Annotated in this window: 20 protein-coding genes; 10 read left to right on the top strand and 10 right to left on the bottom strand. The window is 45.1% G+C overall.

The annotated features are described in order from the left end of the window. Positions 1-29: 29 nt before the first annotated feature. From ylqF to IP510_RS11355, 3 genes are all read right to left on the bottom strand, one after another. A complete protein-coding gene (gene ylqF / locus IP510_RS11365; RefSeq protein WP_194364971.1) occupies positions 30-986 on the bottom strand; it encodes a ribosome biogenesis GTPase YlqF in 957 nt (318 codons plus the stop codon). Between the two features lie 143 nt (positions 987-1,129). Then, positions 1,130-4,267 (bottom strand): DUF2339 domain-containing protein, encoded by a 3,138-nt coding sequence (locus IP510_RS11360; RefSeq protein ID WP_194365087.1) that lies wholly within the window; start codon positions 4,265-4,267, stop codon positions 1,130-1,132. Positions 4,268-4,499: 232 nt separating this feature from the next. Further along, on the bottom strand, positions 4,500-5,237 hold the full coding sequence (locus IP510_RS11355; RefSeq protein WP_194364970.1) for a dienelactone hydrolase family protein: 738 nt from the start codon (positions 5,235-5,237) through the stop codon (positions 4,500-4,502). Positions 5,238-5,484: 247 nt separating this feature from the next. Here IP510_RS11355 and IP510_RS11350 point away from each other — a divergent pair, with 247 nt between their 5' ends. Then, complete coding sequence (locus IP510_RS11350) at positions 5,485-6,027, top strand: YcgN family cysteine cluster protein (protein WP_227669720.1); 543 nt, start codon at positions 5,485-5,487, stop codon at positions 6,025-6,027. Between the two features lie 70 nt (positions 6,028-6,097). Here IP510_RS11350 and IP510_RS11345 read toward each other — a convergent pair whose 3' ends face one another. Next, positions 6,098-7,420: a DUF4105 domain-containing protein gene (locus IP510_RS11345; RefSeq protein WP_194364968.1), complete on the bottom strand. Its 1,323-nt coding sequence runs from the start codon at positions 7,418-7,420 to the stop codon at positions 6,098-6,100. Between the two features lie 273 nt (positions 7,421-7,693). Between IP510_RS11345 and IP510_RS11340 the strand changes: the two genes are divergently transcribed. The 5 genes from IP510_RS11340 to IP510_RS11320 all read left to right on the top strand — a co-directional run bounded on the left by IP510_RS11340 (position 7,694) and on the right by IP510_RS11320 (position 15,239). Next, on the top strand, positions 7,694-8,593 hold the full coding sequence (locus tag IP510_RS11340; RefSeq protein ID WP_194364967.1) for a CBS domain-containing protein: 900 nt from the start codon (positions 7,694-7,696) through the stop codon (positions 8,591-8,593). 320 nt (positions 8,594-8,913) lie between these two features. Further along, entirely contained in the window at positions 8,914-10,488 is a 1,575-nt protein-coding gene (gene lnt / locus IP510_RS11335) for an apolipoprotein N-acyltransferase (protein ID WP_194364966.1), read from the top strand. Positions 10,489-10,698: 210 nt separating this feature from the next. After that, positions 10,699-11,139, top strand: a complete 441-nt coding sequence (locus IP510_RS11330; protein ID WP_194364965.1) for a hypothetical protein — start codon at positions 10,699-10,701, stop codon at positions 11,137-11,139. A gap of 359 nt (positions 11,140-11,498) precedes the next feature. Further along, positions 11,499-13,004 (top strand): peptide MFS transporter, encoded by a 1,506-nt coding sequence (locus IP510_RS11325; protein WP_227669718.1) that lies wholly within the window; start codon positions 11,499-11,501, stop codon positions 13,002-13,004. Positions 13,005-13,421: 417 nt separating this feature from the next. Continuing rightward, positions 13,422-15,239, top strand: a complete 1,818-nt coding sequence (locus IP510_RS11320) for an aminopeptidase P family protein (RefSeq protein ID WP_194364963.1) — start codon at positions 13,422-13,424, stop codon at positions 15,237-15,239. 111 nt (positions 15,240-15,350) lie between these two features. Here the strand turns inward: IP510_RS11320 and IP510_RS11315 are convergent, their stop codons facing one another. From IP510_RS11315 to IP510_RS11305, 3 genes are all read right to left on the bottom strand, one after another. After that, positions 15,351-16,187 carry a hypothetical protein gene (locus tag IP510_RS11315; RefSeq protein WP_194364962.1) on the bottom strand — a complete coding sequence of 279 codons (837 nt, stop codon included), beginning with the start codon at positions 16,185-16,187 and terminating at the stop codon, positions 15,351-15,353. Positions 16,188-16,317: 130 nt separating this feature from the next. Continuing rightward, entirely contained in the window at positions 16,318-17,709 is a 1,392-nt protein-coding gene (fabF, locus tag IP510_RS11310) for a beta-ketoacyl-ACP synthase II (RefSeq protein WP_227669708.1), read from the bottom strand. A gap of 95 nt (positions 17,710-17,804) precedes the next feature. After that, positions 17,805-19,217: an anhydro-N-acetylmuramic acid kinase gene (locus IP510_RS11305; RefSeq protein ID WP_194364961.1), complete on the bottom strand. Its 1,413-nt coding sequence runs from the start codon at positions 19,215-19,217 to the stop codon at positions 17,805-17,807. Between the two features lie 143 nt (positions 19,218-19,360). Here IP510_RS11305 and tyrS point away from each other — a divergent pair, with 143 nt between their 5' ends. Together tyrS and IP510_RS11295 are read left to right on the top strand one after the other, a co-directional pair. Beyond that, positions 19,361-20,572 carry a tyrosine--tRNA ligase gene (tyrS, locus tag IP510_RS11300; RefSeq protein WP_194364960.1) on the top strand — a complete coding sequence of 404 codons (1,212 nt, stop codon included), beginning with the start codon at positions 19,361-19,363 and terminating at the stop codon, positions 20,570-20,572. A 99-nt stretch (positions 20,573-20,671) separates the two neighbouring features. Beyond that, positions 20,672-20,899 (top strand): DUF1653 domain-containing protein, encoded by a 228-nt coding sequence (locus IP510_RS11295; RefSeq protein ID WP_194364959.1) that lies wholly within the window; start codon positions 20,672-20,674, stop codon positions 20,897-20,899. 97 nt (positions 20,900-20,996) lie between these two features. Here the strand turns inward: IP510_RS11295 and IP510_RS11290 are convergent, their stop codons facing one another. Then, positions 20,997-21,965 carry an alpha/beta fold hydrolase gene (locus IP510_RS11290; protein ID WP_194364958.1) on the bottom strand — a complete coding sequence of 323 codons (969 nt, stop codon included), beginning with the start codon at positions 21,963-21,965 and terminating at the stop codon, positions 20,997-20,999. Between the two features lie 228 nt (positions 21,966-22,193). Between IP510_RS11290 and IP510_RS11285 the strand changes: the two genes are divergently transcribed. Further along, positions 22,194-22,856: a hypothetical protein gene (locus IP510_RS11285; RefSeq protein ID WP_194364957.1), complete on the top strand. Its 663-nt coding sequence runs from the start codon at positions 22,194-22,196 to the stop codon at positions 22,854-22,856. Positions 22,857-22,925: 69 nt separating this feature from the next. Here the strand turns inward: IP510_RS11285 and IP510_RS11280 are convergent, their stop codons facing one another. Then, on the bottom strand, positions 22,926-23,675 hold the full coding sequence (locus IP510_RS11280; RefSeq protein WP_194364956.1) for an SDR family NAD(P)-dependent oxidoreductase: 750 nt from the start codon (positions 23,673-23,675) through the stop codon (positions 22,926-22,928). A 73-nt stretch (positions 23,676-23,748) separates the two neighbouring features. Continuing rightward, the gene (upp, locus tag IP510_RS11275) at positions 23,749-24,408 is read right to left on the bottom strand and encodes a uracil phosphoribosyltransferase (RefSeq protein WP_194364955.1); all 660 of its coding nucleotides are present in this window, start codon (positions 24,406-24,408) and stop codon (positions 23,749-23,751) included. 459 nt (positions 24,409-24,867) lie between these two features. Here upp and IP510_RS11270 point away from each other — a divergent pair, with 459 nt between their 5' ends. After that, positions 24,868-25,434 carry a DNA glycosylase gene (locus IP510_RS11270; protein ID WP_413786487.1) on the top strand — a complete coding sequence of 189 codons (567 nt, stop codon included), beginning with the start codon at positions 24,868-24,870 and terminating at the stop codon, positions 25,432-25,434. Positions 25,435-25,916 lie beyond the last annotated feature (482 nt).

Here is a 25,916-nt window from a genome sequence, read left to right as displayed (position 1 = left end):
GCACCCTACGAAATATCTTAGTGAACGTTTTACTTACGATTCTTCCGCGTTTTCAAACGACGTAAGCGTTTCTCTTCTTCTTTGGCCTTTTTCTTTTCTTCAGCTGTGACACGCTGTTTGGCGACCACGATTTCTTCAGCTTCCGTCATGGCTGGTGTCTCAAGCGTAATACGTCCGATTTTAGCGCTACGCAGCTCATTAACTAGAATCTCAGACATGCGGTATGTATCGACTTGATTGCCCGAACGTACACAGCCGCGATTACGTCCAGCCACTTCAAAAAACTGCCAATCGGTCTTTGGTAATTCTTCAATTTTATAACGGTTTTTTAGCAGCTCAGGATAAGCATGCATTAAGTACTCAGCGGTGTAACTGGCTACATCCGCGAAGTCAAAAGCCGTATCACGAATACCGCCAGTCGCTGCGAGACGATAGCCAGAGTTTTCGTTTTCAACTTTTGGCCATAGCATACCAGGCGTGTCATAGAGCATGATGTCATCGTCCAGCTTGATCAGCTGCTGCGATTTGGTCACGGCAGGTTCATCACCTGTTCTTGCGACAGCGCGCCCTGCTAAGGTGTTAATCAATGTTGATTTACCAACGTTTGGAATACCCATAATCATGGCTTTGATTTGACGACCCGTACCGACTTTATTAGGAACGAGTTGTTTGCAGATGGCGATGATGCGTTTTACATCGTTGGCCTTCTCAGTATCGCAAGCAATGGCTCTGACACCGCTTTGTTGCTCGAGATAATCCATCCATATTTGGGTCAACTCTGGATCGGCAAGATCAGCTTTGTTCAGGATTTTGATGACAGGTTTTTCGCCACGCAATGCCGCGACCATTGGGTTTTCACTACTATAAGGAATGCGCGCATCGATGACCTCGATGACCAAATCCATCTGTGGCATGATTTCTTTGATTTCGTTACGGGCTTTGTTCATATGCCCAGGGAACCACTGAATACTTGCTCTCTTATCCATCTGCTTTCATAACCTTTTATAAAAAATGCTAAAAGTAAAACAATCAACGTTTACTTTCTAATGGTGCTCAGTTTACTACAGAACCACATTGCTCACGCCACAATTTCACTTAACCATCATGTGAGGTCGTGGTCAGGTCATGATTAGGTCTTATCCGTTATTTCATCGTGCGAGGGTGGTAGTGGTGCCAAATAACCAATGAGCAGAATCAAACTACCTGCGCCAAGGAAAGATATGACTCGCCAAATCGCTTCAGTCTGTGACAAATCGACTAACACCAGTTTAAGGACGACGACGCCTAACAGCCCAATACCCATAAACCAAAGAGCGCGCTGCCAGTAGCGGCTAGCGATGATAGTGGCGACCAAGGCAAGGAGCGTCCACAACATGGTCAGTCCAGTCTGCACTTGCTCGCTTTGCCATGCGCCGCCCTGAGCACTGTTCCATAATGGTGTGTCAATAAAGGCATGGAGCGTTCTGATAAGTATGCTGGATATCAGCCAAAAGCTAATAAGACCTAAAATAATCAATAAATTATTAGTAGTGAAAATTTTCTGGATATTCTTTTTAATTACTGTGCTTTCTTGGCTTGGCTGCTCGTTATGATACTGCTGATTCAGGTAATAAATACTAAAGCCAACCAATAGCGCTAACCCTGAGGTCATGTCATATAAATTCAGTATTGGGAAATATGACATGTCCCAAATTACACCATCGTAAGACCAATTAGTAAGAACAACCCACACTAAAGCAATCGGTGCAAAGATAGTGGTGCAGCTTAATAATGCCTGTTGCCAATCAAACCAGTACAGCAATCCATGCGCTGAAGTTTCACTGATTGATGTGTCTGTCTGACGATAGTTGCCATAACGATAACCACACCACAATCCTGCTAGTATTAAAATGGTTGGACTCAAAATAGCCATCACGCCAGCAGAGGCGGGCAGACCATAATGTGCCACCGCCGCAATGACTAAAATGCCAGCGCCCAGCCAACTCGTACCATCATAGCGCGATAGATTGGCATCGTCGTGCCAGACCTTTAACCACAGTTGTCCAACCGTGAGCCAACCAATGAGTAAACTGGCAAACACCAGCCATTCTGCTGATGACCATAATAGATTCAGCTCAAACTTCTGTGGTAATTGTAGTACTAGCATCAGATAAAACAATAATAGCAACCCATGACTTAGCTGTTTGGTTTCTGCCCATGGCTGATAGCGGTTGATACTCCAATAGATAGCAAGACTCACCAGTGCAGCCAATGCAATCGTCATCGTATCGAGCTGCCAAATCTCAAACCAGTGACTCAAATCAAGTACTAGGACTTGCAGCATCCATACCACAGCCGTCAAGGTCAGACACCATATCAATCTAGGGCTGCGCCAAACGAGGCCAAACACTTTGCTTTGGCTATTGACCGAAGTCAGCCACTGCTGCGCGGCTTGGTCACTGATACCCAATGCACTGGCGTATGTCGTGATTGAGTCTGATGTGGTGTTTTTTTCTTTAGCATGTGCTAAATGACTGTCTGAGTTTGCATTTAAGTCGGCATCCAATTGGTCGTTCAACATCGCTGGCGAGTTGCTAGCGCGCAAGATAAATACGGTGGCTAGATAAGCAATGGCTGAAATACTCAAGGCTAAAATTGGATAGTCATTGCTAGAGAATACGATGGTAGCCATCAACATGACGACACTGATGAGCTGCAATAACACACCGAAAAATACCGACCACGCGCGCAGTGAGCGTCGTCCAAACCATGCTAAGGCCAATCCTTGTACCGACCAGCCAAAGGCAATCCACTCTGCATCGAGTGCCAACGGAATCACTAAAGCCAAAAATCCAAACCCTAACGCCAACATGCCCTCATTGATTAAGGCATATCGCTGGCTACGTTGGATAAATAGCCAGCCTAGCCCAAGATAAATCGCGCCTAAAACCGCACTAACGATAGTCAAGGCATGAGGAATATCCTCTAATAGAGCAGAAAATAAGCCGAAAGCCAGTAGGGGTACTGAAAATAGTAAGCCAGTATCAATGGGAAATAGATACGTGCTATTGCCCACATGGACTTCGTTTAAATGCTCTATGTCATTTGCGCTATCGGTATGGCTGAGGTCTTTTTCATTGAGCGTGTTATAGGCAATGATTTGTTGTGCATAGCGAATCACGACAAAGAGATACAACATTAAATGTAAAGCAACGAGCAACACCAATGACCAACGCTGTGTCTCAATGATGGCGGTTAAATTCTCACTGATGCCCCAGTAGTAGGCCAAGCCAAAGGTTACCGTCACACCGAATAAATTCAATATTTTCCATGGGCGGTAATGACCAATAATGGCAATGGTGACGTTTAGTAATAGATAATAGCTGAACAAAGCGACCAAGCTGCCAGTGTCTTCACTGGTCAAGATCGGCGCAAAGAAACCGCCGGATAATGACAGTAAGGCTAAAGGGAAAGCGTTCTGACGGACGGCGAGCGCAATGGTAATAGCGGACAATAACCCAAGCCCGATAAAGCTCGGTAAACTCGGAATGATTTCATAAATGCTGTATGCAAAAAAGGTGCTCAAGTACGCAATAGCTAGACCTGCGCCTTGTAAAGTAATCCCATAGGAGAAACGTTTTGCGGTCAGCTTTAATCCAAGCGCTGCCAATGCTAACCCTGTGATACCGACCGCTATGAGTTTTGATGCAATCGAAATCTCGATATATTCACTGAGTAAGCGCAGCAGTAATACCACGCCGACTAGCAGTACCAACACGCCGACTCGCACCACTAAATTTCCACCGAAAAACCAGTTTTTAACAGAGTGGAATAGCGAGGTGACGATAGGTAGCGAGCGCTCATCCGGTTGAATAGATGTGATGGGCGTTTTATTTTTGATTAAATTTGAATTGTCTAAAGTTTTATTATCTAAAGATGTGTTATCAGCAGTGTTGGATACAGGCGTTTCTGTCAAGTTTGCTGTTAGGTCTGAGGTAGAAGGAACCGTTGGCGGTAATGGTGGCCACGTAGCGGTTGCTGACTCTTCTGTATTGAAAGCTGCATTATTAGTGATACGCTTTTCAGTAGCCTCATCACTAGTATCAAGGCTCTTGTTAGCCAAGTGACGGTTACTATCTTTTTGCTGCTCAAGTTTGGTCTGTAGGTCGGTCACATCGCGGCGCAGTTGCCAAATTTTCCGATTGATCCGAGTGTATAGTCCGACTACAACGATTAACAAAATCGTAAAAGCCAGCCAACCCAATTGGGTTACCAATAGATATAACATCACCGTTACTCAATCCAGCATATAATAAAATGATAATGACGCGATTTACTCAGAAGTACAAGACTATCCTTGCGACTCTTATAAAAAGCCATTGATACTTATCTTGTAGCACAGAAAAGCCAGACAAAATAAAAGGGCCGCTTAAATACTAAGCAGCCCTTTTATTTTCTTTCATTTATTATCTTGCTTTGAGTCCGTACAGAAAGTCTTCGAGATTCTCTGTTATGGTAACTTATGCCAAGTTTACTTTCATAAACTCAAGCATGTTTTCCCAGCTTTGTTTGGCAGCGGCTTCATTGTAGCCAAGATCGACTTCATTTTTGGCAGCACGCTCATCAGCATGTGGGTTGGTAAAGCCATGTTTGGCGTGGTCATAGACATCGATAGTGTAATCCACATCGGCGGCATCTAGCTCTGATTTTAGACCTTCGATAGCATCCATTGAGACCATCGAGTCATCACGACCATGGGCGACCAATACTTTGGCCGTGAAGTTTTTGTCTGCTGGTTGTTTTGGTGATGGATTACCATGGAACGTAGCAACTGCTTTTAATGGCATGCCTTCACGTGCCATATCTAGGACGATTTTACCGCCGAAGCAATAACCAATCGCTGCTAAATTGTCACCATCCACAGCTAGTTGATCACTGAAGTCATTGAGAATCAAACGGCAACGTGCCATCAGCATATCTTGATCAGCAAGCACTTGCTCCATCCACATGTTGGCTTGCGCGGCATCGGTGGTCAATTTACCTTCACCATAGACATCCATCGCAACGGCAGCATAACCTGCTTCTGCCAAACGCTCAACGACTGATTTTGGATGATCGACCACGCCCCACCATTCTGGAGCCACTAAAATGCCTGGCACTGGCGTCTCATCTGATGCATTTTCTGGTAGCGCTACGTAGCTGATAAGCTGAACGTTATTTTCGGTAGTACTGATTAATTCAAAAGTCTTAATTGACATATTATTGTCCTTTTTTATGTTGTAAGTTTTATTTATTCATCGTTGTGAGGGTTCGTTTTTCTGACTGTTACTACCTTAACGCCCATATCAAGCAAAAACAGCTATAATACTGTAACGCTCTTTATCAAAATGCTACTGTGACGCTATGACTATAAATTTGTTAAACAAAAGTGATGATCAATCAGGCTTGTATTCGGCTCATGATTCTGATGCGAAGTCGTCGTCATCACTATCAGCATCAGTATCTTTGTTTCCTGACAGTACTGATGCCAGTGCTAGTGCTAGTGCCAGCAACAGCACGGCTGATGTCGAGACACTACGCCCGCAGTTTTGGTCGCGATTTGCATTGGCAGAATTGAATCATAATGAATGGGAAGCGTTGTGCGATGGCTGCGGTAGTTGCTGCTTGATTAAATACATCGACGAAGATGAGAATGGCGATGTGGATGAAGAGCTGGTCGAATATACGGATGTGACTTGCCAGCTAATGGACTGTGCGACAGGATATTGTAGCCAATATGCAACGCGCCAAGAGCACGTGCCAGATTGTATTCAACTGACGATGGACAACTTGCCCAACATGATGTGGCTACCATCGCACTGCGCTTATAAGCGTTTGTATAAAGGACAAAACTTGCCAAGTTGGCATCTGTTGCTAACTCAAGATACAGTGGTCACGCAGCAACAAATGCGTGCGGTCAATGTAGGCGTCGCAGGGCGCTGCGTTTCTGAAATTGGCATGTCTGATGAAGCGATGGAAGATCGTGTGGTTAATTGGGTTAAGCCTTAGCCAACCTGCATCAATTCTGTGTAGCCGATAGATGATTCTCAGTAGTTGCTAAATGATGCTTAGTCAGAGGTCAGAGGTCAGAGGCATGAGCCATAGACTTAGCATTAGCTTCCGCGCTATCTTGAGAGTCAGCCAATAGCGGTATCGGAATGCCTTGACGAATCTGCTGCGAGAATTCACGGCTATTGAGAGTGGCAGATTGATGTGCTTGATTGTCAAAACCTTTGGATTTTGGATTGATATGAGTGCGCTCGTACCATGTATCCATCGACCAAGGCTGATGGTCTTTTTCTGGCGCGGCATCCAACATACCGACATCGTATAGATAGTTTGGTAGCCAACCAGAGACCCAGATTCGATAATCCCACGGCAACCGATCGCCACTGACGATACGTGCCATATAAAAGATGATATTGGTACAGTTGCTCGTTAACGTATTGTACCAAGCAGGTTTGTCATTTAGATCATCGGCTGCAGTCAGGTAAGATTCAAACAACGTTCTCACTTCATTCTGCTGTAAATTACTGATTGGGAAGAGATAAACTTGCTCGCCGCGCGCGTTGCTACGAGTATAAATAATATCGCGCTCTTCTGCGGCAATCAGGCTCAGCTCATAACGTCTAAAGAATCCAGCAAGCGCTGAGAACGATTCGCCATTTTCTTTACGAATCTCAAATGAGAAGGCAAGTGGTCTGTCATCTTCAAATCGAAAACTGACCAACGTATGAGCAATCAATGGCCCCATCCAATAAGAATTGGTCACATCGATGCCTGAAAGTTTGGACAAATCAATCGTACGCGTATTCCAGTGCTCGGTTGCCTCTTCGTCGGTCTGCCAATCAAAATCACGGACATTGGTCAAGGTAATCAAATCAGGGTTGGTCGCATCGCGTTCATAAGAGACTCGCTGATCGACCTCAGGCATCCAATCACGCTGTTGTTTGGGTTCGATAGAAAAGAACGACCCCACACCCAACAGCCAAATAGCTGCATATAAGCCAATGAGCCGTTTGGTTGCGACCTCCTTATGAGCAATCTGTTTGTTAGATGTCGATTGAGTAAGCAGTATTTTTTTGAGCGCGTTCCAACACCGCGTACTCACCAGCGCCGCCAATATCCCAATAATTGCGATGGTGGCCAGCCAAGTTACCGCCGAACGTATGCCATACTGGTACCAAATGGCCAACAGCAACCATATTGCTGATAGCACTAGCGTGACGGCGATAAAGAGTTGCAAAAGATGATGTCGCCACGTGGGTTCTGGCTGTTTGCTATCTGATGTTGTGTTCTCTACGTCATGGCTTGGTAGACTGCTATTTGGGACACGGCTGTGTTCAAGACGGCTGCGTGAGCGCGACGATAGTAAGCGAGAAAACAGAGAACGTAGCGACATAAGATTTGTTTTGATAAATAAAGGCTTTGACCATAGCAAAGTTTATAACACACTGACAATACAATTTGAGTGAATTTATCGTTGAATGTCGGGGAGCCTTGCGATAAAGTGAAGCTAATTTATACTGGCTTGTTGATTGCTTATTGACTATGTGACAGTCCCTGAATGAGGTTTTTCCTGTTTTATTTGGTATGTTTATCCCCATCTATATGCCAGTCGTTTGTTTAAACGTTATTTTAATTGCCATTCACTAAAGAGGTTAAATCACACCACATGTCTGACGACACTCCCAGCCCGAGTAGTTGGTCGATGCGCGGCTTAAAACGCTGGCTATCGACCGCCCCCGAAACCCGTGACGAATTGATTCGTCTGGTACAAGACTCGCGCCAGTTCCTAGAGCCTGATACGGTTGATATGCTAGAAGGCGTACTCGATCTACCAGCAACCCAAGTGCGCGAAATCATGACGCCACGCCCGCAAGTGATTGGTATCCATGAAAGTACTAGCCTTGCTGAAGTGATGGACATCATTCTTGAGACCACGCACTCACGCTACCCTGTTTTTGACAGTCAAGATGATGATGCCGTTATTGGCATATTATTGGCCAAAGACCTGATTCCTATCTTGGTTCATATGGTGCGTAACCAAGAAGACAGAATCGACAGTCAACGTCTAAAAGACTTGGTGCGTCAGCCACTCTATATCAGTGAGACTGCACGCTCTGATACCTTGCTGCGTTCATTACAGCGGACGCAAGTGCACATGGCCATTGTTGTTGATGAATTTGGTAATTTCGGCGGTGTGGTCACCATGGAAGATTTGTTAGAAGAAATCGTCGGTGACATCGTCGATGAGCATGATGATTTTGATGAAGACAGTGACATCAATAATATCGTTGCGGATCCTGATAAGCCCAATACATGGCGTGTTCAAGCCTCTACTGTGATTGAAGACTGTAATGACGAGCTTGGCAGTCGTTTCGACGACACCGATGTCGATACGATGGGCGGTTTGGTCATGCAAGCGCTCGGCTACGTAGGCGATCTAGAAGGCGAGAGCGTTTTAATAGACGACTGGCAAATCACTATCACTGATGTCGAAGGTCGATTCATTCAGAACCTAGAGCTGACCAAGACCAATGCTGATAAACAGATATTGATAGGCAGTCATTGAGTTGCTTATAGCAATGCACGCGTCTTTTGGTCAATAAGCAGACCCTATATTAAGCAAACATACTCGTAAGCTTTACAAAAAAACGCGACACTCAGTCGTGTTTTTTGCGCTTTATGGTCTGCTATTTTGTATGAGGTTTTGGCAACGCAAATTTACCCACTGATAAGCTTTGACTGGTATCATGGGTTGGTTTTGTTTGCGGTGCTGCATACAGCGTTGTGCAGTCAGGTTTCGTTTGAGTGTTGCCTCAATGCGAATCCGTGAACATATAAAACTATAAACCTATGAAATTTTAAAAAATATCGTTTTGGATTATTGCTATGCGTCTGTCTACTGTGGATTTACAAAAACGTCTGAACCCCGAAAAGCCTAAGGGTTTGCCCATGGGATTGACGGTACTGATTGCGTTGCTGGCAGGAGCTGCCTTTATATGGGCGCTCGCGCCCTATGGGTTTTGGCCCGTTGCCCTGATTTCTCCTGCTATTTTATATGCGTTGTTGATGCCTGATATGACAGGTCGGCGCGCTTTTATCATTGGACAGGCTTATGGTACAGGGCTTTGGTGCGTCGGTGCATTTTGGTTGTATACCTCCATCCATGTCTATGGCGATACGCCTGTATGGCTGGCGCTGCTTATGATTGCGTTGATGGGCCTTGGCATGGGTTTGTTCCATGGGTTTTTGGCTTTGATTTTTAATCGCATGGTTGGCCGTCAGCCGTTGTCTTTTGCTGCCCTATGGATACTCCAAGAGTGGATGAAAACGTGGCTATTCACGGGCTTTCCTTGGTTGTTCGTCGGTTATGCTTTTACTGAGCAGTATTGGCTGTCATCATTGGCACCGGTGGCGGGCGTTTTTGCAGTTTCCTTTGTGGCGGTATTATTAGCAGCAAGCGTGGTCGAGCTACTGCGTCGTCGCGGTGGTTACATGATTCCAGCAATGGCCTTTCTCGTTATCAGTAGTGCATTGTGGCTGATCAATCCGCAATGGACTAAGCCAAAAGGCACGCCTGATCTGTCGGTGTCTTTGATTCAAGGCAATATCCCACAAGATCTAAAATGGCTCACTGAGTATCAGATAGAGACTTTGAAAATTTATGCCACGCTAACCCGTACTGAGTGGGGGCGCGATATTGTGCTGTGGCCTGAGTCATCGATTCCTATGTTTCAGACAGAAGCGGTCGGCTTTATCAATGAAATGGTAAAAATGGCCAAAGAGACTGACACGACATGGGTGACAGGTATTCCCTATAAGGACGAGGCGGCTTTTGATGCCAGTACGGATAAGTATGCACCATTTTATAATAGTGTGGTGGCACTAGGCGCACAGGCGGATGGCTTGTACAAAAAGCAGCGTCTGGTACCCTTTGGCGAGTATATCCCGTTTGAGGGCATGCTCGATATTTTGCCTAACCTAGCAGGTAGCCAAGATATCATGAGCTATAGCCGCGGCAGTGATCAGCAGTCACCACTGCGTGTCCGCGGACACAATTTGGGTGCCGCTATTTGTTATGAGGTCGCCTATCCAGACACCACGCGCAAAAATGCGATTGGGACGGACTTTTTATTGACTATCTCAAACGATGCTTGGTTTGGCACCTCAGCAGGCCCATTACAACACTTGCAAATGGTACAGATGCGCGCGTTAGAGAATGGTCGCTGGTTTATGCGTGCGACCAATACGGGTGTGACGGCTATCATTGACCATAAAGGTCATATCGTAGCGCGGGCGCCGCAGTTCGAGCGTACGGTATTGCGCGGTAATATACAGGCACGTGTCGGCAACACGCCATTCATGCGCTTTGGTAATTATCCTATCCTATTTATTATGGCGCTGCTGCTGGTATTAAGTTATCTGGGCAAGCGTCCAACCCCTCTGGTACGCAGTGGCAAATAATACGAATATTCTGCAGATATACAGAGCCAGTAAATGCAGATAGCCCATGATAGCGAGGTGATTTTAAAAACCATCGCCATCCAGACTAAAAGTAGTTGGTAAAGTTTGTCGATAATAAACCCTTTAAATACTTAAGGGTTTTCACAAATCAGTACAAATTACGATATAATAGTTCGATATTTCAAATATTTTGCGCAAGGTGGATAAGGTATGTCAGAAGGTATCGTCAATAATAATCCAAAAAAAGAGCTGTTGTTTACTTTAGGTGGCATTGCCTTGTTTTTAGGTATTGTCTTACTTATTGGTGTTTCTGCATTTTTACGTCCAGCAGGACAGCATATTGTGGTTCAGACTCCCGAAGAATTAGCCGCTGCTGATGAAGCAGCAGTCGCAGCAGCAGAAACTGCTCCAGCTGATGCAGAAGTGGCAACGGCAGAGACGGATGCTGCTGCACCTGATACAGCTGCCGATGCAACCGTCACACCAGCGGCAGATGCGGACAGTGCAGTCGTTACTGCAGAAGCCGGCACAGCCACCGCTTCTGGTACAGTGAGCCAAGCGGCCGTTGCTGATGCTGATTTGACCGTTGAGCAAGCAGATGGTGATTTGGACGCTGGCACTGCTGCTGATGACACAGCTGCCGCACAGTAATCTATCATGTAGCCATTTAGACAGTCATGCAGTAGCGCGTTATTATTAGATCATGACTATTATAAAGTCTCTATCAACAGTGCTATAAGTAAAGCAGTAGTGCTGCTGAGACGAAAAAGAAAAGCCCATTCTCAACTTTTGAGAATGGGCTTTTTTGTGGGTATTTGTGTAATTTTTGACCAATTTTTTCTTTACTTGATTATACCCAAGTGAAACAATGTTCCGCCTATATGACCGCCCGTCTGAATAAATGAGGGCTTGGTCATTACCAAAATAATCTTTAAAGGAATAAAGCTGTGAGTACACAATCAAAATCAGAAGCTAGTGCAGCTGAACTGCAAGCACTAGACAATGGCTTTATGGGACATCCTGCGCCATTACGCTCTTTGTTTTTCACCGAGATGTGGGAGCGATTTTCTTATTACAGTATCCGCCCGCTACTGGTGCTATTTATGGTGGCGACAGTAAGCAGTGGCGGTTTTGGGTTTGATGAAGTCACAGCATCTGCTATCTATGGTATCTTTGCTGGTTCGTTGTATTTAGCAGCAGTACCAGGAGGCTGGCTGGCAGATAACTGGCTAGGTCAAGAGCGTGCACTGTGGTGGGGCAGTATAATCATTGCGCTTGGTCACTTATGTATCGCGCTCTCTGCTATGTTTGGCATGACGCTGTTCTTTGTTGGTTTGATCTGTATTGTCTTGGGTTCAGGGTTGTTCAAAACCTGTATCTCAGTGATGGTCGGTGCGTTGTATCCTAAAGGCGACTCTCGCCGTGATGGTGGCTTTACCTTGTTCTATATGGGTATCAATATCGGCGCGCTATTGGCAGCACTGATCGTGGGTATATTCAAAGAAAAAGGCATGTGGCACGTGGGCTTTGGCGTTGGCGGCTTGGGCATGCTGGTGTCGCTACTTATCTATCGCTTTGTGGCACAAAAGAATTTGACAAAATATGCGCGTGCTAAGGGCATCGTCGCGGATTGGGAAAATGCCAACGATCGCTACAAAAACATCGGTCGCTGGGTCATTGCATTTGTTGCTACTTTGGTCGCTATAGTCATTTTAGTAGCGACAGGCATTGTGCCATTTGCACCTGAGATGGTTGCAGAGTATATGACATATCTGATTGCCGCTGTGGTCATACTATATTTTGCCGTGATGTTTATTTCACCGAGCCTAGATAAGACCGATAAATTGCGTCTATTAATCTGCTTTATCCTAATTATTGGCTCGACACTGTTTTGGTCAAGTTTTGAGCAGCAACCAACGTCTTTTAACTTATTTGCTGATCGTTATACTGATCTGAATGTTTTAGGCTTTGATGTACCAAGTATTTGGTTCCAGTCATTGAACCCTTTATTCATTTTGATATTAGCGCCTATCATTAGTATCGTTTGGGTCAAGCTTGGTAACCGAGGACTTGAGCCGAGCAGTATGGCGAAGTTTGCACTGGGTATGTTACTAGCTGCTGCAGGCTTTGCATTGATGATTTTTGCCTCAAAGAGCATTCTAGCGCCTGGTGCTGGCTTGGCATCGCCACTATGGTTGGTGGGCAGTTTATTATTATTAACCTTGGGTGAATTGGCACTTAGCCCAGTCGGTTTATCTGCTATGACCAAGCTTGCACCAGAGGGTATGCAAGGCCAAATGATGGGGCTTTTCTTTGCCTCTATCGCCATGGGTAACTTGGTTGCCGCCTTCTTTGGTGGTCATGTATCTGCCGACAAAATCGAAGGGTTACCGGGTCTGTTTACCACTATGACCATCTTCTTGGTGGTGACCGCCGTATTATTATTGATACTGGCAAAACCCATCAACAAAATGCTAAAAGACAGCGAGCGCGAAAAACAATTGGCCAAGTCGTAAGAGAGGCTGGTGTAAATTTGTGAATAACAACAGCACAAGTGACGTATGACGAGACGTGTTACCATCATCGGTAGCACGTCTTATTGTTTTACTTAGTGAGATATTTGGCACAAGCCATTGAAAGCTTACTATCTGCCCAAACATCTAATAATAGCTGACTGTCAACATAAGCAGTCGATGTGTGTTGACGGTAACGTTGCGTTCAATGACATCAGTCACGTAATGCTAATGCTAATTTTCCACTGTCAATAAGCAGAAGCTATTCTCCAAAGTGAGACAGCCTGCTTAAATAGTTGATAATAATACATGTCTAAATCGCTCGAATAAGACGACTATCCATAGTCGCCGCACAGTAATAATTTTCTAGATCTAACTTCTCTAAAATTAATTGCTCTACCTCTAATAAGGACACTTTTAATGAATAAACAAATCATCCATGATCGTATCGATAACTTGCGTAAAGCGTTGGTTGAGCAAGATTTGACCGCGATTATCGTACCCTCTGCCGATCCGCATCTGTCTGAGTATCTTCCTGAATATTGGCAAGCCCGTCAGTGGCTATCTGGATTTACAGGCTCTGTCGGCACGCTGGTTGTGACAGCTGACTTTGCAGGCCTGTGGACAGATAGCCGTTATTGGGTACATGCTGCCGAACAGTTAGAGGGCACGGGTATTACGTTAGAAAAGCTAGCGCCAGGTCAGCCAAACCACCTCGACTGGCTAGCCGATCATCTGCAAGAAGGGGATAGCGTGGCAGTCAATGGCAATGTATTGTCTATCGCTGAGCAAGATCGCCTATTAAATGCGTTTGATGCCAACGACATTACTCTGATCACTGAGCGTGATGTACTGACAGCCGTTTGGAGAGATCGTCCAGCATTACCCGCTGCTAAACTATACGTACACGATGAGCAATTCCTTGCCCAGTCTGCTGATTCAAAGTTGGCTGCCGTACGCGAAGGTATGGCAGCGGCAGGTGCAACACACCATCTACTCTCTAGCCTAGATGATATCGCGTGGTTGACCAACTTGCGCGGTGCTGATGTTGACTATAATCCTGTGTTCTTATCACACCTGCTGATTGATGCTGATAAGGCGACACTGTTTATTGACAACGATAAAATCAGCGAAGATATCGCAAAGAGTCTAAAAGACAGCGGATTTAGTGTGGCTGACTATGATGCGGTACAAGAGGCACTGAGTGCGCTGGCGCCAGAAGATTTATTATTACTAGATCCAAGTAAAGTGGCAGTCGGTACGCTCTCAAAAATGGCAGATGATGTGGGCTTTATTGAGCAAATGGCGCCTAGTACGCTACTCAAATCAGTGAAGGCTGACTCAGATATCGGACATGTGCGTGAAGCCATGCGTCAAGATGGCGCTGCTTTGGCTGAGTTTTTTGCCACATTTGAGCAGCGTATAGCAGCAGGCGAGCGTCTAAGTGAGCTAGATGTTGATAGCATGTTGATAGAAGTGCGTAGTCGTCAGCCACATTATGTCTCGCCAAGTTTCCCGACCATCGCAGGCTTTAATGAAAACGGTGCGTTGCCACATTACCGCGCTACGCCAGAAAAATTCAGCTACCTTGATGTGTCCGAGGGCGAAGGTGGGCTACTGTTGATTGACTCAGGAGCTCAGTACCAAAATGGCACAACGGATATCACACGCGTGGTGGGCATCGGACAAATAACTGCTGAGCACAAGCGTGACTTTACTATTGTGCTCAAAGCGCATATTGCACTTGCTCGTGCTCACTTCCCTGATGGCATTGCCTCACCATTGATTGATGCTATTTGCCGTGCGCCATTATGGCAAGCGCAAATGGATTATGGTCATGGTACAGGTCACGGCGTTGGTTATTTCTTAAACGTACATGAAGGCCCGCAAGTCATCGCTTATAGCGCGAGCACGCCAAAAGAGCGTGCGATGAAAGTCGGTATGATTTCGAGCAATGAACCAGGTCTATACCGCGAAGGCAAATGGGGCATTCGTATCGAGAACCTGGTGGTCAATACAGCAGTGGCTAAGCCTACCGAGACTGAGTTTGGTGATTTCTTAAACTTTGAGACCATCACTTACTGCCCAATCGACACCCGTTTGATTGAACCATCGTTGTTGGATCAAACCGAGACAGATTGGTTAAATAACTATCATAGCCAAGTCTACACCGAGCTAAAAGATCGCGTAGAAGGGGCAGCGCTTGAGTGGTTGACTGAGCGTACCAAAGCTATCTAGCACCAAGCTCAAAGCATTAAAAAGCCCCGTCAATGATTGACGGGGCTTTTTAATGCTTACTACTGAGCGGCTGCTTCTAAATATACGTCTAATATTGAAAAACAATCGCTGTTAGTGGTTATTTTTCTTAACAGCTTCGTTATTAGTAGTTGAGTCACTCTGTTCGCTAAAATGCTGGGTCACCTCGGCACATAGCCAAGACTTTAGATTTTCAGACATCAGCATCATTTGCTCACTTAAATAATCATCTACCTGTGTTTCTAGTTCACGAATAAGCTGTTCATGCGTTGCATCGAGCTGAGTGTCTTTTAATGCCAATTTAATCGCTGTACCAGCTTTATTATTGATATCTTTGATAGGCTCATCGCTGAGGACATGGATTTTTTCGCTGATGGTCTTGCTGTCAGCGTTTTCATTTTTAACACTGCTGAGGCTAACGTTACTCTCGCTACTTGTTGTATTAGAAGCTGTCTTTTCGATATTTGTATCAGAGTTACGAGTAATGGTGATATTGGCAATGCCCTTATGCGAGCTGGCTTTATCTGCCTCAGTGGCGACGCTGTCTTTATCCGCACTATTTTTTTCGCTCGCTCGCTGCTCATTCTCTTCTTTTTCTTTTTGGACCGCTTCGTCTTTGCGTTGGGCTGCTTCGGCCTCTTTCTGTTGCGCTTCTTCTAATCGTTGTTTTTCAGCTTCAACTTGTTCTTGCTTGTCCGTAATGGCTTTGGCAATCGCTTGCTCTGCATGATAGTTGTCATACAGCTCATCTATATGAGTGTCTAGATCATGAGTATTAAATTCAAAGCTTTCAAATGCGGTGTCTGATTTGAGTAAAGTAGTGATGTCCTTTAACTCTTGAGTAATGGCTGCGCGTACTGGCTCAGGCGCACACGTCCAGCGCTGATAAAACTGATGGGAAAATGAGTAGCTTGACATGGTATCTTCCATAAATGTTCCAAAAATTACCCCTTATCATACGCAAGTACGATAAGGGGCTGCAAGTGGACAAACGTAGCAAATCTGACAACAACGTTACAACGCATTCATTGCAATGCGCTGCGATGTAGATGGGTGGCTGTTATGGATTGACCGGCCAGCGCGCAAATACCAAGGAACCATTGGTACCGCCAAAGCCAAAGCTGTTGGACACCGCGTACTGCAAGTTTTCGACTTTACGTGATTGGTTGGCCACATAGTCGAGATTACAGTTGTCTTCGACATCGTCCAAATTGATTGTCGGCGGCACATGCTGATGCTGTAGAGCAAGTACGGTAAAGATAGCTTCAACCCCGCCCGCTGCACCCAGTAAATGCCCTGTCATCGATTTGGTCGAGCTGACCAAAATGCTGTCTTTGACTGGCGAAAACACTGTTTCGATCGCAATCGACTCAGCCACATCGCCCGCAGGGGTACTAGTACCATGGGCGTTGACATAACCGACGCTTGATGGCTCGATCCCAGCATCATTTAGGGCATTGCGCATGGCTTTTGCAGCGCCGCTACCGTCTTCCGGTGGCGCAGTGATATGGCTAGCATCATCGCTCATGCCAAATCCGACCAACTCGGCCAGTATGGTTGCACCGCGTGCTTTGGCATGGGCAAGGCTCTCGAGTACCACCATCCCAGCACCATCACCGAGCACAAAACCGTCACGGCCTTTATCGAACGGACGCGAGGCTTTGGTCGGCTCATCATTGCGCGTCGAGAGTGCATGCATAGCACTAAACCCTGCAATGCCAAGTGGGCTAGAGCCTTTTTCGCTACCGCCGGCTAGCATGACATCGGCATCACCGTATGCGATCAAACGCGCTGCAAGACCCATAGCGTGAGTGGCCGTGGTACAAGCCGTAGAAGTCGCAAGGTTTGGACCTTTTAACGTGTGCTTAATGGCCACTAGTCCTGCGGCCATATTGACGATAGAGCCTGGGATAATAAAAGGTGAGACTTTGCTCGCGCCTTTTTCGTGTAGGGTATCGCGGCTATTTTCGATGGTTTGGATACCACCAATACCTGAACCCAAAATAATGCCAAAGCGATCTTGGTCGACGCCTTGTACAGGGGCATCTGCGGCACTAACTTCATCAATGAGTCCGGCGTTTTTTAATGCCATTGCGGAGGCTGCGATACCATAATGAATGAACTCATCATAGCGTCGCGCGTCTTTGGCATTCATATATTGTTTGGCATCGAAGTCTTTGACCACACCTGCAATTTGTGCGCGGTAACCTGTAGCATCAAAGTGGGAAATCGATGTGATTCCACTGTCACCATTGAGCAATTTAGACCATGAGCTCTCGACATCTAGGCCCAGCGGTGTGATGGCACCCATGCCTGTGACCACTACACGTGTCTCATCAGAGCGGTCATAATGTGGTGGCTTTTGACGGGGTTTGTGCGTAGATGCGGCAGCCGTAGGATTGATCGCCTCATCGGTCGCTTGGTCAGTCGGTGAACTGCTGTTTTGGCTCATAAAATATATCCTGTACTTACGGGTCCTAAGAGGATGACGTTTTAAAAGTATTATAAAGCACGTAGGTGGACGTATGTAAACTAAAATCTAACTGGTCAGACAAAGCAAACTTGCCCCAATACCACGCCTTTACTCGCACCAGTAACCGCTGGCAAGTTACCTGTCTCACCCATCAACGTCTGTCTAGCCAGCCAAGCAAATGCCACTGCCTCCACCCATGTCGGTGCCAGTCCTAAAGTTTCTGTGGTCTCAACGGTGCAGTAGGGCAGGTGTGCTTGCAGTTGTGTCATCAGATAGTCATTCAATGCCCCGCCCCCGCAGACATAGACCGAGCTATTGCTATCTGTATTGGTAAACATATTGATCTGTGTACTGGCACTGATAGCTGTCAGCTCAGTCAACGTCGTTTGTACATCAACGGCTGAATAACTGATATTAGGATTGGCTTGTTCAAAAGCTTTTAATTCATCTTGCAACCAAGTTAAGTTAAAGTCCTCACGGCCTGTGCTTTTTGGATGAGACTGAGCAAAAAATGGATGCGCTAATAGTTGAGTTAGTAGTGGCTCAATAATGGTACCAGACTGTGCCCAAGCGCCACCTGCGTCATAAGTATGATCAGTATGCAACGAGGTCCACGCATCTAATAATAAGTTGGCAGGTCCAGTATCGTAACCGACGACATTCTGCACTTTATCTTCTGACTTATTCTCTGCGCTATCAGCTGCCGCTGGCAAGACAGTTATATTCGCGATACCACCCAAGTTCAGTAGCACACGGGTGCGGTTAGGCGTTGCAAATAATGCTTGATGAAACGCCGGTACCAGTGGTGCGCCTTGACCACCAACCGCCATATCACGACGACGGAAATCACTGACCACGCTGATGCCGGTGCGCTCAGCGATGATGTTGGCATCGACCAATTGCAACGTGAATCCCATCTGCGGACGATGACGCACGGTTTGTCCATGACAGCCAATCGCCAGTACTGACTCAGCATCAGTATTTGATTGCTGCAAAAGGGTATTCACCACGCTACTGGCAAACTCGCTATATTCGCGGCTTGCCCAGCCGAACCAGTCTAGCTCACTACTTGATTCGCAGTTTGGCTCATTTGTTAGGCCATCCGTTGCAGGTGTTAATGCTTGGATACCGTTGGGTTGACACAGTGCAAGTAATACCTCGCGCAGACGTGGCGGAAAATCTTGACTGTACGTCGCCAGAAGTTGCATCGGCGGTTGGGTGTTTTCTTCGTTACTCGTTTCAGGATTAAACTGACAAAGAACAGCATCCATACCATCCAAACTGGTACCTGACATCATGCCGATATATAAGCCATCATCAAAGCTCTCAAACACTGTTTGCTCAAGGGCATCGGTCAGAGTGGCATAGTTCGAATTATCATAGGTCAAGTCATCAATATCGTCTGAACTGTTATTCAAACCATTATTCATAAGCAAGTCTGCAAGAGCATTATGGTCAGTATCAGCAATCGATGCGGGGTTGGTCATGGCAATTTACCTTAAAAAACGCTAGTATATCCGTCAAATTCTATCATTTTTTCTGACCTTTTGAGCCTCTAAACGTTATCAGACGTCGAGCTTGTAACCGTCATTCATAAAAATCCCAATAAAAGCGATATATAGAGAACACCATGACCGAAAAAACCTACACTCTAGAAGAACAATTGGCCCTTATCCAGCGCGGCACACAAGAGATACTCTCTGAAGACGACTTAGTGGCTAAGCTAAAACTGAATCGTCCACTGCGTATCAAGGCAGGCTTTGATCCTACCGCGCCTGATTTGCATTTGGGGCACACAGTACTGATTAATAAGCTCAAGCACTTTCAAGATTTGGGTCATGAGATTTATTTTTTAATCGGTGACTATACCGCCAAGATTGGTGATCCTTCTGGTAAAAACAGCACCCGCCCACCATTGACCGATGAGCAAATCAAAGCCAATGCCACGACTTATGCTGAGCAAGTATTTAAGATCTTGGACAAAGAAAAGACTCGCGTGGTCTTTAACTCTGAATGGTTCAAGGACATGAGCGCCGCTGATATGATCCAGCTTGCCAGTCAGCAAACGGTTTCGCGCATGCTAGAGCGTGATGACTTTTCAAAACGCTATGCCTCGCAAACGCCTATCTCAATCCATGAGTTCCTCTACCCATTGGTACAAGGTTATGATTCTATCGCGCTAAAAGCTGATGTCGAGCTTGGCGGTACCGACCAAACTTTTAACTTATTAATGGGTCGTACCTTGCAAGGCCGTTATGGTCAAGAGCAGCAAGTGTGTATCACGGTGCCGATTTTAGAAGGGTTAGACGGCGTCAATAAAATGTCTAAGTCATTGAATAATTATGTCGCTATCTATGATGCGCCAGGCACCATGTATCAAAAAATCCTATCGATGCCAGACACCTTGATTCATCGCTATTTTGAATTTTTAAGCTTTAAACCAATGGACGAAGTCGAAGGTTTATTGGCGGAGATGAAAGAGGGTCGTAACCCACAAGAAATCAAACGTATCTTAGCCGAAGAATTGATTGAGCGTTTCCATGATGCCGATGCGGCTGCTAATGCGCATAAGTCAGCCGGTAACGTATTAGCCGATGGCGAGCTGCCAATCGATTTGCCAGAAGTCACGGTAGACCTAGAAGGTCAAGATGCACTGTTTATCACTCAGGTACTGAACCAATCTGGGCTTGCGAAAAACAGCTCATCGGCCAAAGACATGGTAAAACGCGGCGCGGTAAAAGTAGATGGCGACGTGGTGGATGCCGGTTTTAGCTTAACCTCAGGTCAGACGGTCGTTATCCAAGCAGGCAAAAAGGCTTATGCAAAAGTAACGGTTGGTTAGATAATCTATAAAAATGATTAAGAGCGAGGTCGGCAGTCATTGTCGACCTTTTTTATGAAGCGACAATTAGCAGCCATTTTTTAATAGCAGGAGTTTGCTATGACTAAAACCATCCCCCAAGGCATCTACCGCCACTATAAAGGCAGCCTGTATCAGGTATTGCATACCGCGCAGCATTCTGAGACCGAAGAATCATTGGTCGTGTACCGCTGCTTGTATGGTGAATACGGCGTGTGGGTTCGCCCATTAGCCATGTTCGCTGAGACGGTCACCATTGATGGTAGAGAAATACCACGCTTTGAATTGATTAAAGACTTAGCTGACTAGTATTAGTTTTTAGATAATATGAACGGCTCAATAAACAAATAAAAAGCGACTTTCAAAGTCGCTTTTTTTATGTCTGCTAAAACGAGTCTTTTAAAGACTAACTATGCAGAAATCGCTTTAAAACATTATAAAAGGCCACAGGTGCATCCATCGGTACAGCATGACCTGACTTTGGCAAAATAATGCTGTGCGCATTGGGCAACATAGTGGTCAAACGCTGTTGCCACTCTGCACTATATAACTGCGAGCACCCACCAATCAGTAAGATAGTCGGAATGTTTACCATTGGCAAAACCTCGCGGTAATCGTAAGGCAACGCAACATAAGCAGATAGGCAGCGCAGTTTGTGTTGCCAAGTCGCGTGCTGCATTAAGGAGATTTTGTGCGGTGCCCGATAACTGAGGGCTTTTACCAATAATTGCGAAGGTTTGCTACTGACAGACAGTAGAGAAAAAGAGCACTCCATGTCTAATAAATTTACTTTCAATCGATAAGGCAGCTGACGAAAATCATCCACTTGCTCGGATTGCATATAAGGGGCCACGTCGGTAATCAACCGTGTAAATTCTGCAAATAATTCGGTTTGTCGGGTACCAAACACACCGCCACCTTGCCAGTCTGGCTGATTATGAATGATCGGTGCTTGGTCAATATTCAGATAACGACTCACGCGCTGAGTGCCAAAGCGCTGAAAATACGCCCACATGACCAATGCGCCCATCGATATCGCGGCAACAGGAAAAGCCTCAATGCCGGTTTCTTCGCTCACGTATTCAAATACATCTTGGGTATCTTGTGCATATTGCTCAATAAAATCAAACGTTGGCAACGCTAGATGACTGGCCAAACCAAACCCTCTAAAATGCGGCAAGTAAAAGCAGTAGTGCTGAATCAGCGGTAAAATAAATGGCAAAAATTGCCGCGCATCCATACCAAAAGCGTGCAGCATCAGAACAGGTTTTCCTTTACCAATGACAGAGACGGGCAGCATCGTCCCATCAGCTGTTTGGATAGTAAGGGTCTTTAGTTGGTAGGGAGTTGGCAGGGGTATGAGGTCTTTTTTCATAAAGTGATATCGCTTTTATCGTCAAGGTATTGGGGTATCAGGTTGTCAAGATATCAGGGTTGATTGGTCGAGATGTATCGTTGCAAAATTCGCTATACCGCTAAGAAAAGACTGCTATATTAAAGCAGTCATTTGACCATAGCACAGAATTTAACTCAGGGTAAAAGCCGTCGCAGTGACAGGTGACAACCGATGATAATGGACGATAGCTGATAAGGATATACGCACATGAGCAGATCGACATTGCCATTACTCGATAGCAGCCTATATCCACAGCTGTGGCAGCAGCAGATATTGCTCAGTCCGCAAGCACTTTTGCTATCGATGTTGATGCTTAGTACTGACATCACAGCAGATGCCAATGCTTTTGCTAAGCAGATCGTAACGAATGAGGTCTATCAAGAGTGGATCAATACCACTGTATTTGGGCGTTATCTTCACCGTAACTTTATTGCATTTTATCAGCAGACAGAAGACAGCTTTAACACAGATATGCCTGCATTGTTCCGTCAAGAGTTGGTGCGTCATGCGCAATATTTGCCACTCAATCAGGTATTGTTTTTTGCAGGAGATATGCCCGAAAGTGTACGGCAGACCAAAATACTGACCACTACGGTGAATCCAGCAACTGCGATCATAAATGCTCAGATAATGTCCCAGAAGCTGACCGTGAATAATTCAAAGTTAATCGTTAATCAGATAGCCATCACTGGTAAGCAAGTTTTAGGATTTGCGATACGTCATAATAAACGTACTAGCGAACGTCTGCGTAATGAAGTGCTGATTTTGGACTTTCAGGATTTGCGTTTGGTCAATGAGCAAGCTATTGAAGACATAAAAAAAAGCAATATAGAGAATTCTATATTGCTTCGGTCGTATGAGATACGCTGACAAGTTCGGTGTTGATAAGTGATATATCACTAACCAATATTGATACCATAACTAACAATTCAGTTAGTATTAATCTTGCTTGGCAATGGTCAAACCATTATAAGTCTGAGCAACAGGCATCACTTCTAGACGATTTACATTGATATGAGCAGGCGACTCAATCAACCACAACAAAATATCGCCGATATCTTCACCTGTCATGGTTTTAAAACCATCATAAACCTTAGCAGCTTTGTCATCATCGCCATGGTAGCGCACATTTGAAAACTCAGTGCCCGCGACATTACCAGGCTCAAGATTGGTGACGCGTACTTGGGTGCCAATCAGATCCGCTCGCAAGTTTAAGCTGAACTGTTTTACAAATGCTTTAGTTGCGCCGTAAACGTTACCACCGAAATAAGGCCAGCTACCAGCAATCGAGCCGACATTGATGACATAACCACTATCGCGCGCGACCATCGCTGGCAAGACCGCATGGGTCAATGCCATCAAGCCTTTAACGTTAGTATCAGTCATACGCATCCAGTCATCAAGATTGCTACGTTGCGCAGGCTCTGTACCGAGTGCCAGTCCGGCATTATTGACCAAGACATCGATTTGATTAAAACCGTCAGGTAATTCAGCAATAATTTGCGGAATAGAAGCCGTATCACTCACATCCATAACGACGGGTAAAAAAGCCTCACCTAAAGTCTCTGCCAAGGCATTCAGTTTATCAAGGCGTCTGGCACAGCCGATTACTTGATGACCATTAGCGATCAAACGCTCTGCTAATGCTTTACCAAAACCTGCGCTTGCGCCAGTAATCAATACGTTCATTGTGTGTCCTTATCAGTGATGTTGTCTGCTTTTGCCATAATCTTGATGACGGCTTTATTTACCCTAGTGCGACTTATCTATTTGATAACTGCTTACCAAAAATCTTATCACCAGCATCACCCAAACCTGGAATGATATAACCATGTTCATCCAAGTGGCTGTCTAGTGCAGCGGTATAAATGGTCACGTCAGGATGCGCCTCATTTACCAAGCGTACGCCTTCAGGGGCAGCCACCAATACCAATGCTTTAATATTAGTACAGCCGTTTTTCTTTAGCATTTCGATGGTCGCAACCATTGAGCCGCCTGTGGCTAGCATTGGATCAATGATAAGAGCAGGACGTTTGTCCATATGGCTCACGAATTTCTCAAAAAACGGTACTGGCTGCAACGTTTCTTCATCACGTTGTAGACCGACCACAGAAATCTTAGCAGTAGGAATTAAGTCGAGCACGCCATCTAGCATGCCAATACCTGCGCGCAAAATCGGTACGATCGTCGCCGTCTTACCGATGATTTGCTCACCAGTGATTTCACCACACCAGCCTTCCATTGGGAAAGTTTCAATTTCAAAATCGCGGCTTGCTTCATAAGCCATTAAGCGCGCAAGCTCTTTGGTCAGTGTACGAAATTTATAAGTACTACAGTCTTTTTCGCGCATTAAGCTGAGTTTGTGACGGACTAGTGGATGATCGATTACCGTAATGTTTAAACCGCTATTTAAGTCACTCATAAGTATTCTCTTGGGTTCTAGTCTGATGCTTGCGCAGTCACTGCGCTTGCTATTAGTAAAAAAGATACAAACACTTACTGCATATCCACCCTATATTTAGCGCATCAATAGTAAAGTTAATGCTCAATGTAGCCAAATGCTTCTATCACACTTTGGACATGATAGAAGTGAGTACCGTACGGCTTAATAGGCGCGATTCAGAAGCTATTAAAAATACATCTAAAGTCGCATTACCTTTTGAGCCGACTATATTTGACTATATAGAGTGATTATAAATGTAGTAGTGTTTAGACCTGCTATGATACCAAAAAAACGACTTTTCTGATGAAGAATATCATGACTATAGAACAATCCCCTGCCCAAAAACCTCTTGAAACCAATCCATTATTCCCTAATGACAGCACATCAGAGATTGAAACGCATCCTTTCGAGCCTGTATTGCCACCAGATGCCACTATTATGATGATGGGTACTTTTCCACCGACTGCTGATAAATGGGCAATGAGTTTTCACTATCCCAATTTTTATAATGATATGTGGCGCATATATGGTCGCGTGTTTTTTGACGATGCAGATTATTTTAGAGTAGGGGATGAGAAGCGTTTTGATCCTGAGCGTATTCGTGACTTTATGTTTGAGCGCGGTATCGCATCTTGTCCTACGGTCAAGCAGGCTATCCGCGAGACTGGCAATGCCTCTGATAAAAACCTAACCGTCGTGACGCCTGTTGATCTAGACAATATCTTGCTACAAGTACCAAAAGTGCAGACATTGTTTACCACAGGAGGCAAAGCGACCGAAGTACTGCTCGGATTATTAGACGCGCCAATTGCCAAATCAAAGTACCCAAAAACCAATGATAGTATGAACTATCCATATCAGTGGCAAAGCGCAAGTGATAAAGAAGCAGATGTGAACGACTTAACTTTATATAGATTGCCTTCAACCTCACGTGCATATCCTTTATCGTTGGATAAGAAGGTTGTAGCCTATAAAGCATTCTTTAAAAAAATGGGTAAGTTATAAGCAGTTATATAGAAAAAATTGGTGTAGCAGTATTAGTATATTAGGAAATTTCAATCATATATCATTGCTAAAGTAGAAGCGGCTTTCTAAAAAAGTAGGAAGTCACAAGGATTTTAGTAGCAACGTTTAAAATCCTAAATAGATGAATTTATCCTAACCCACTGAAAAATATACACTATTAGAACCATCATCAAATAAACCTAAAAACCTTTGATCAAGCTGTTGACACAGTTATTAAACTCTATATAATACGCCCCACAGCAAAGGAAGCTAGGCATTAAGTTAACAAACTTATTACTTAGATTACCGAGTTGAGACAAATTATAAAACAGCTTGACAAACCTAATCGTTATGATAAGATAGTCGGCTCGCTAGATAGCTTGAACCGTAAGGGATTGAGACTAGACAGCAAGAGAGTTACCCTATATATCAGTTACTGGACGACAGTGATTGAGCACTATTTAAAAGCATAACTAAAGAAC

The sequence above is a fragment of the Psychrobacter sp. NG254 genome, from assembly GCF_015277735.1.
GTDB lineage: Bacteria > Pseudomonadota > Gammaproteobacteria > Pseudomonadales > Moraxellaceae > Psychrobacter.
This window is presented reverse-complemented; position numbering and strand designations above follow the sequence as displayed.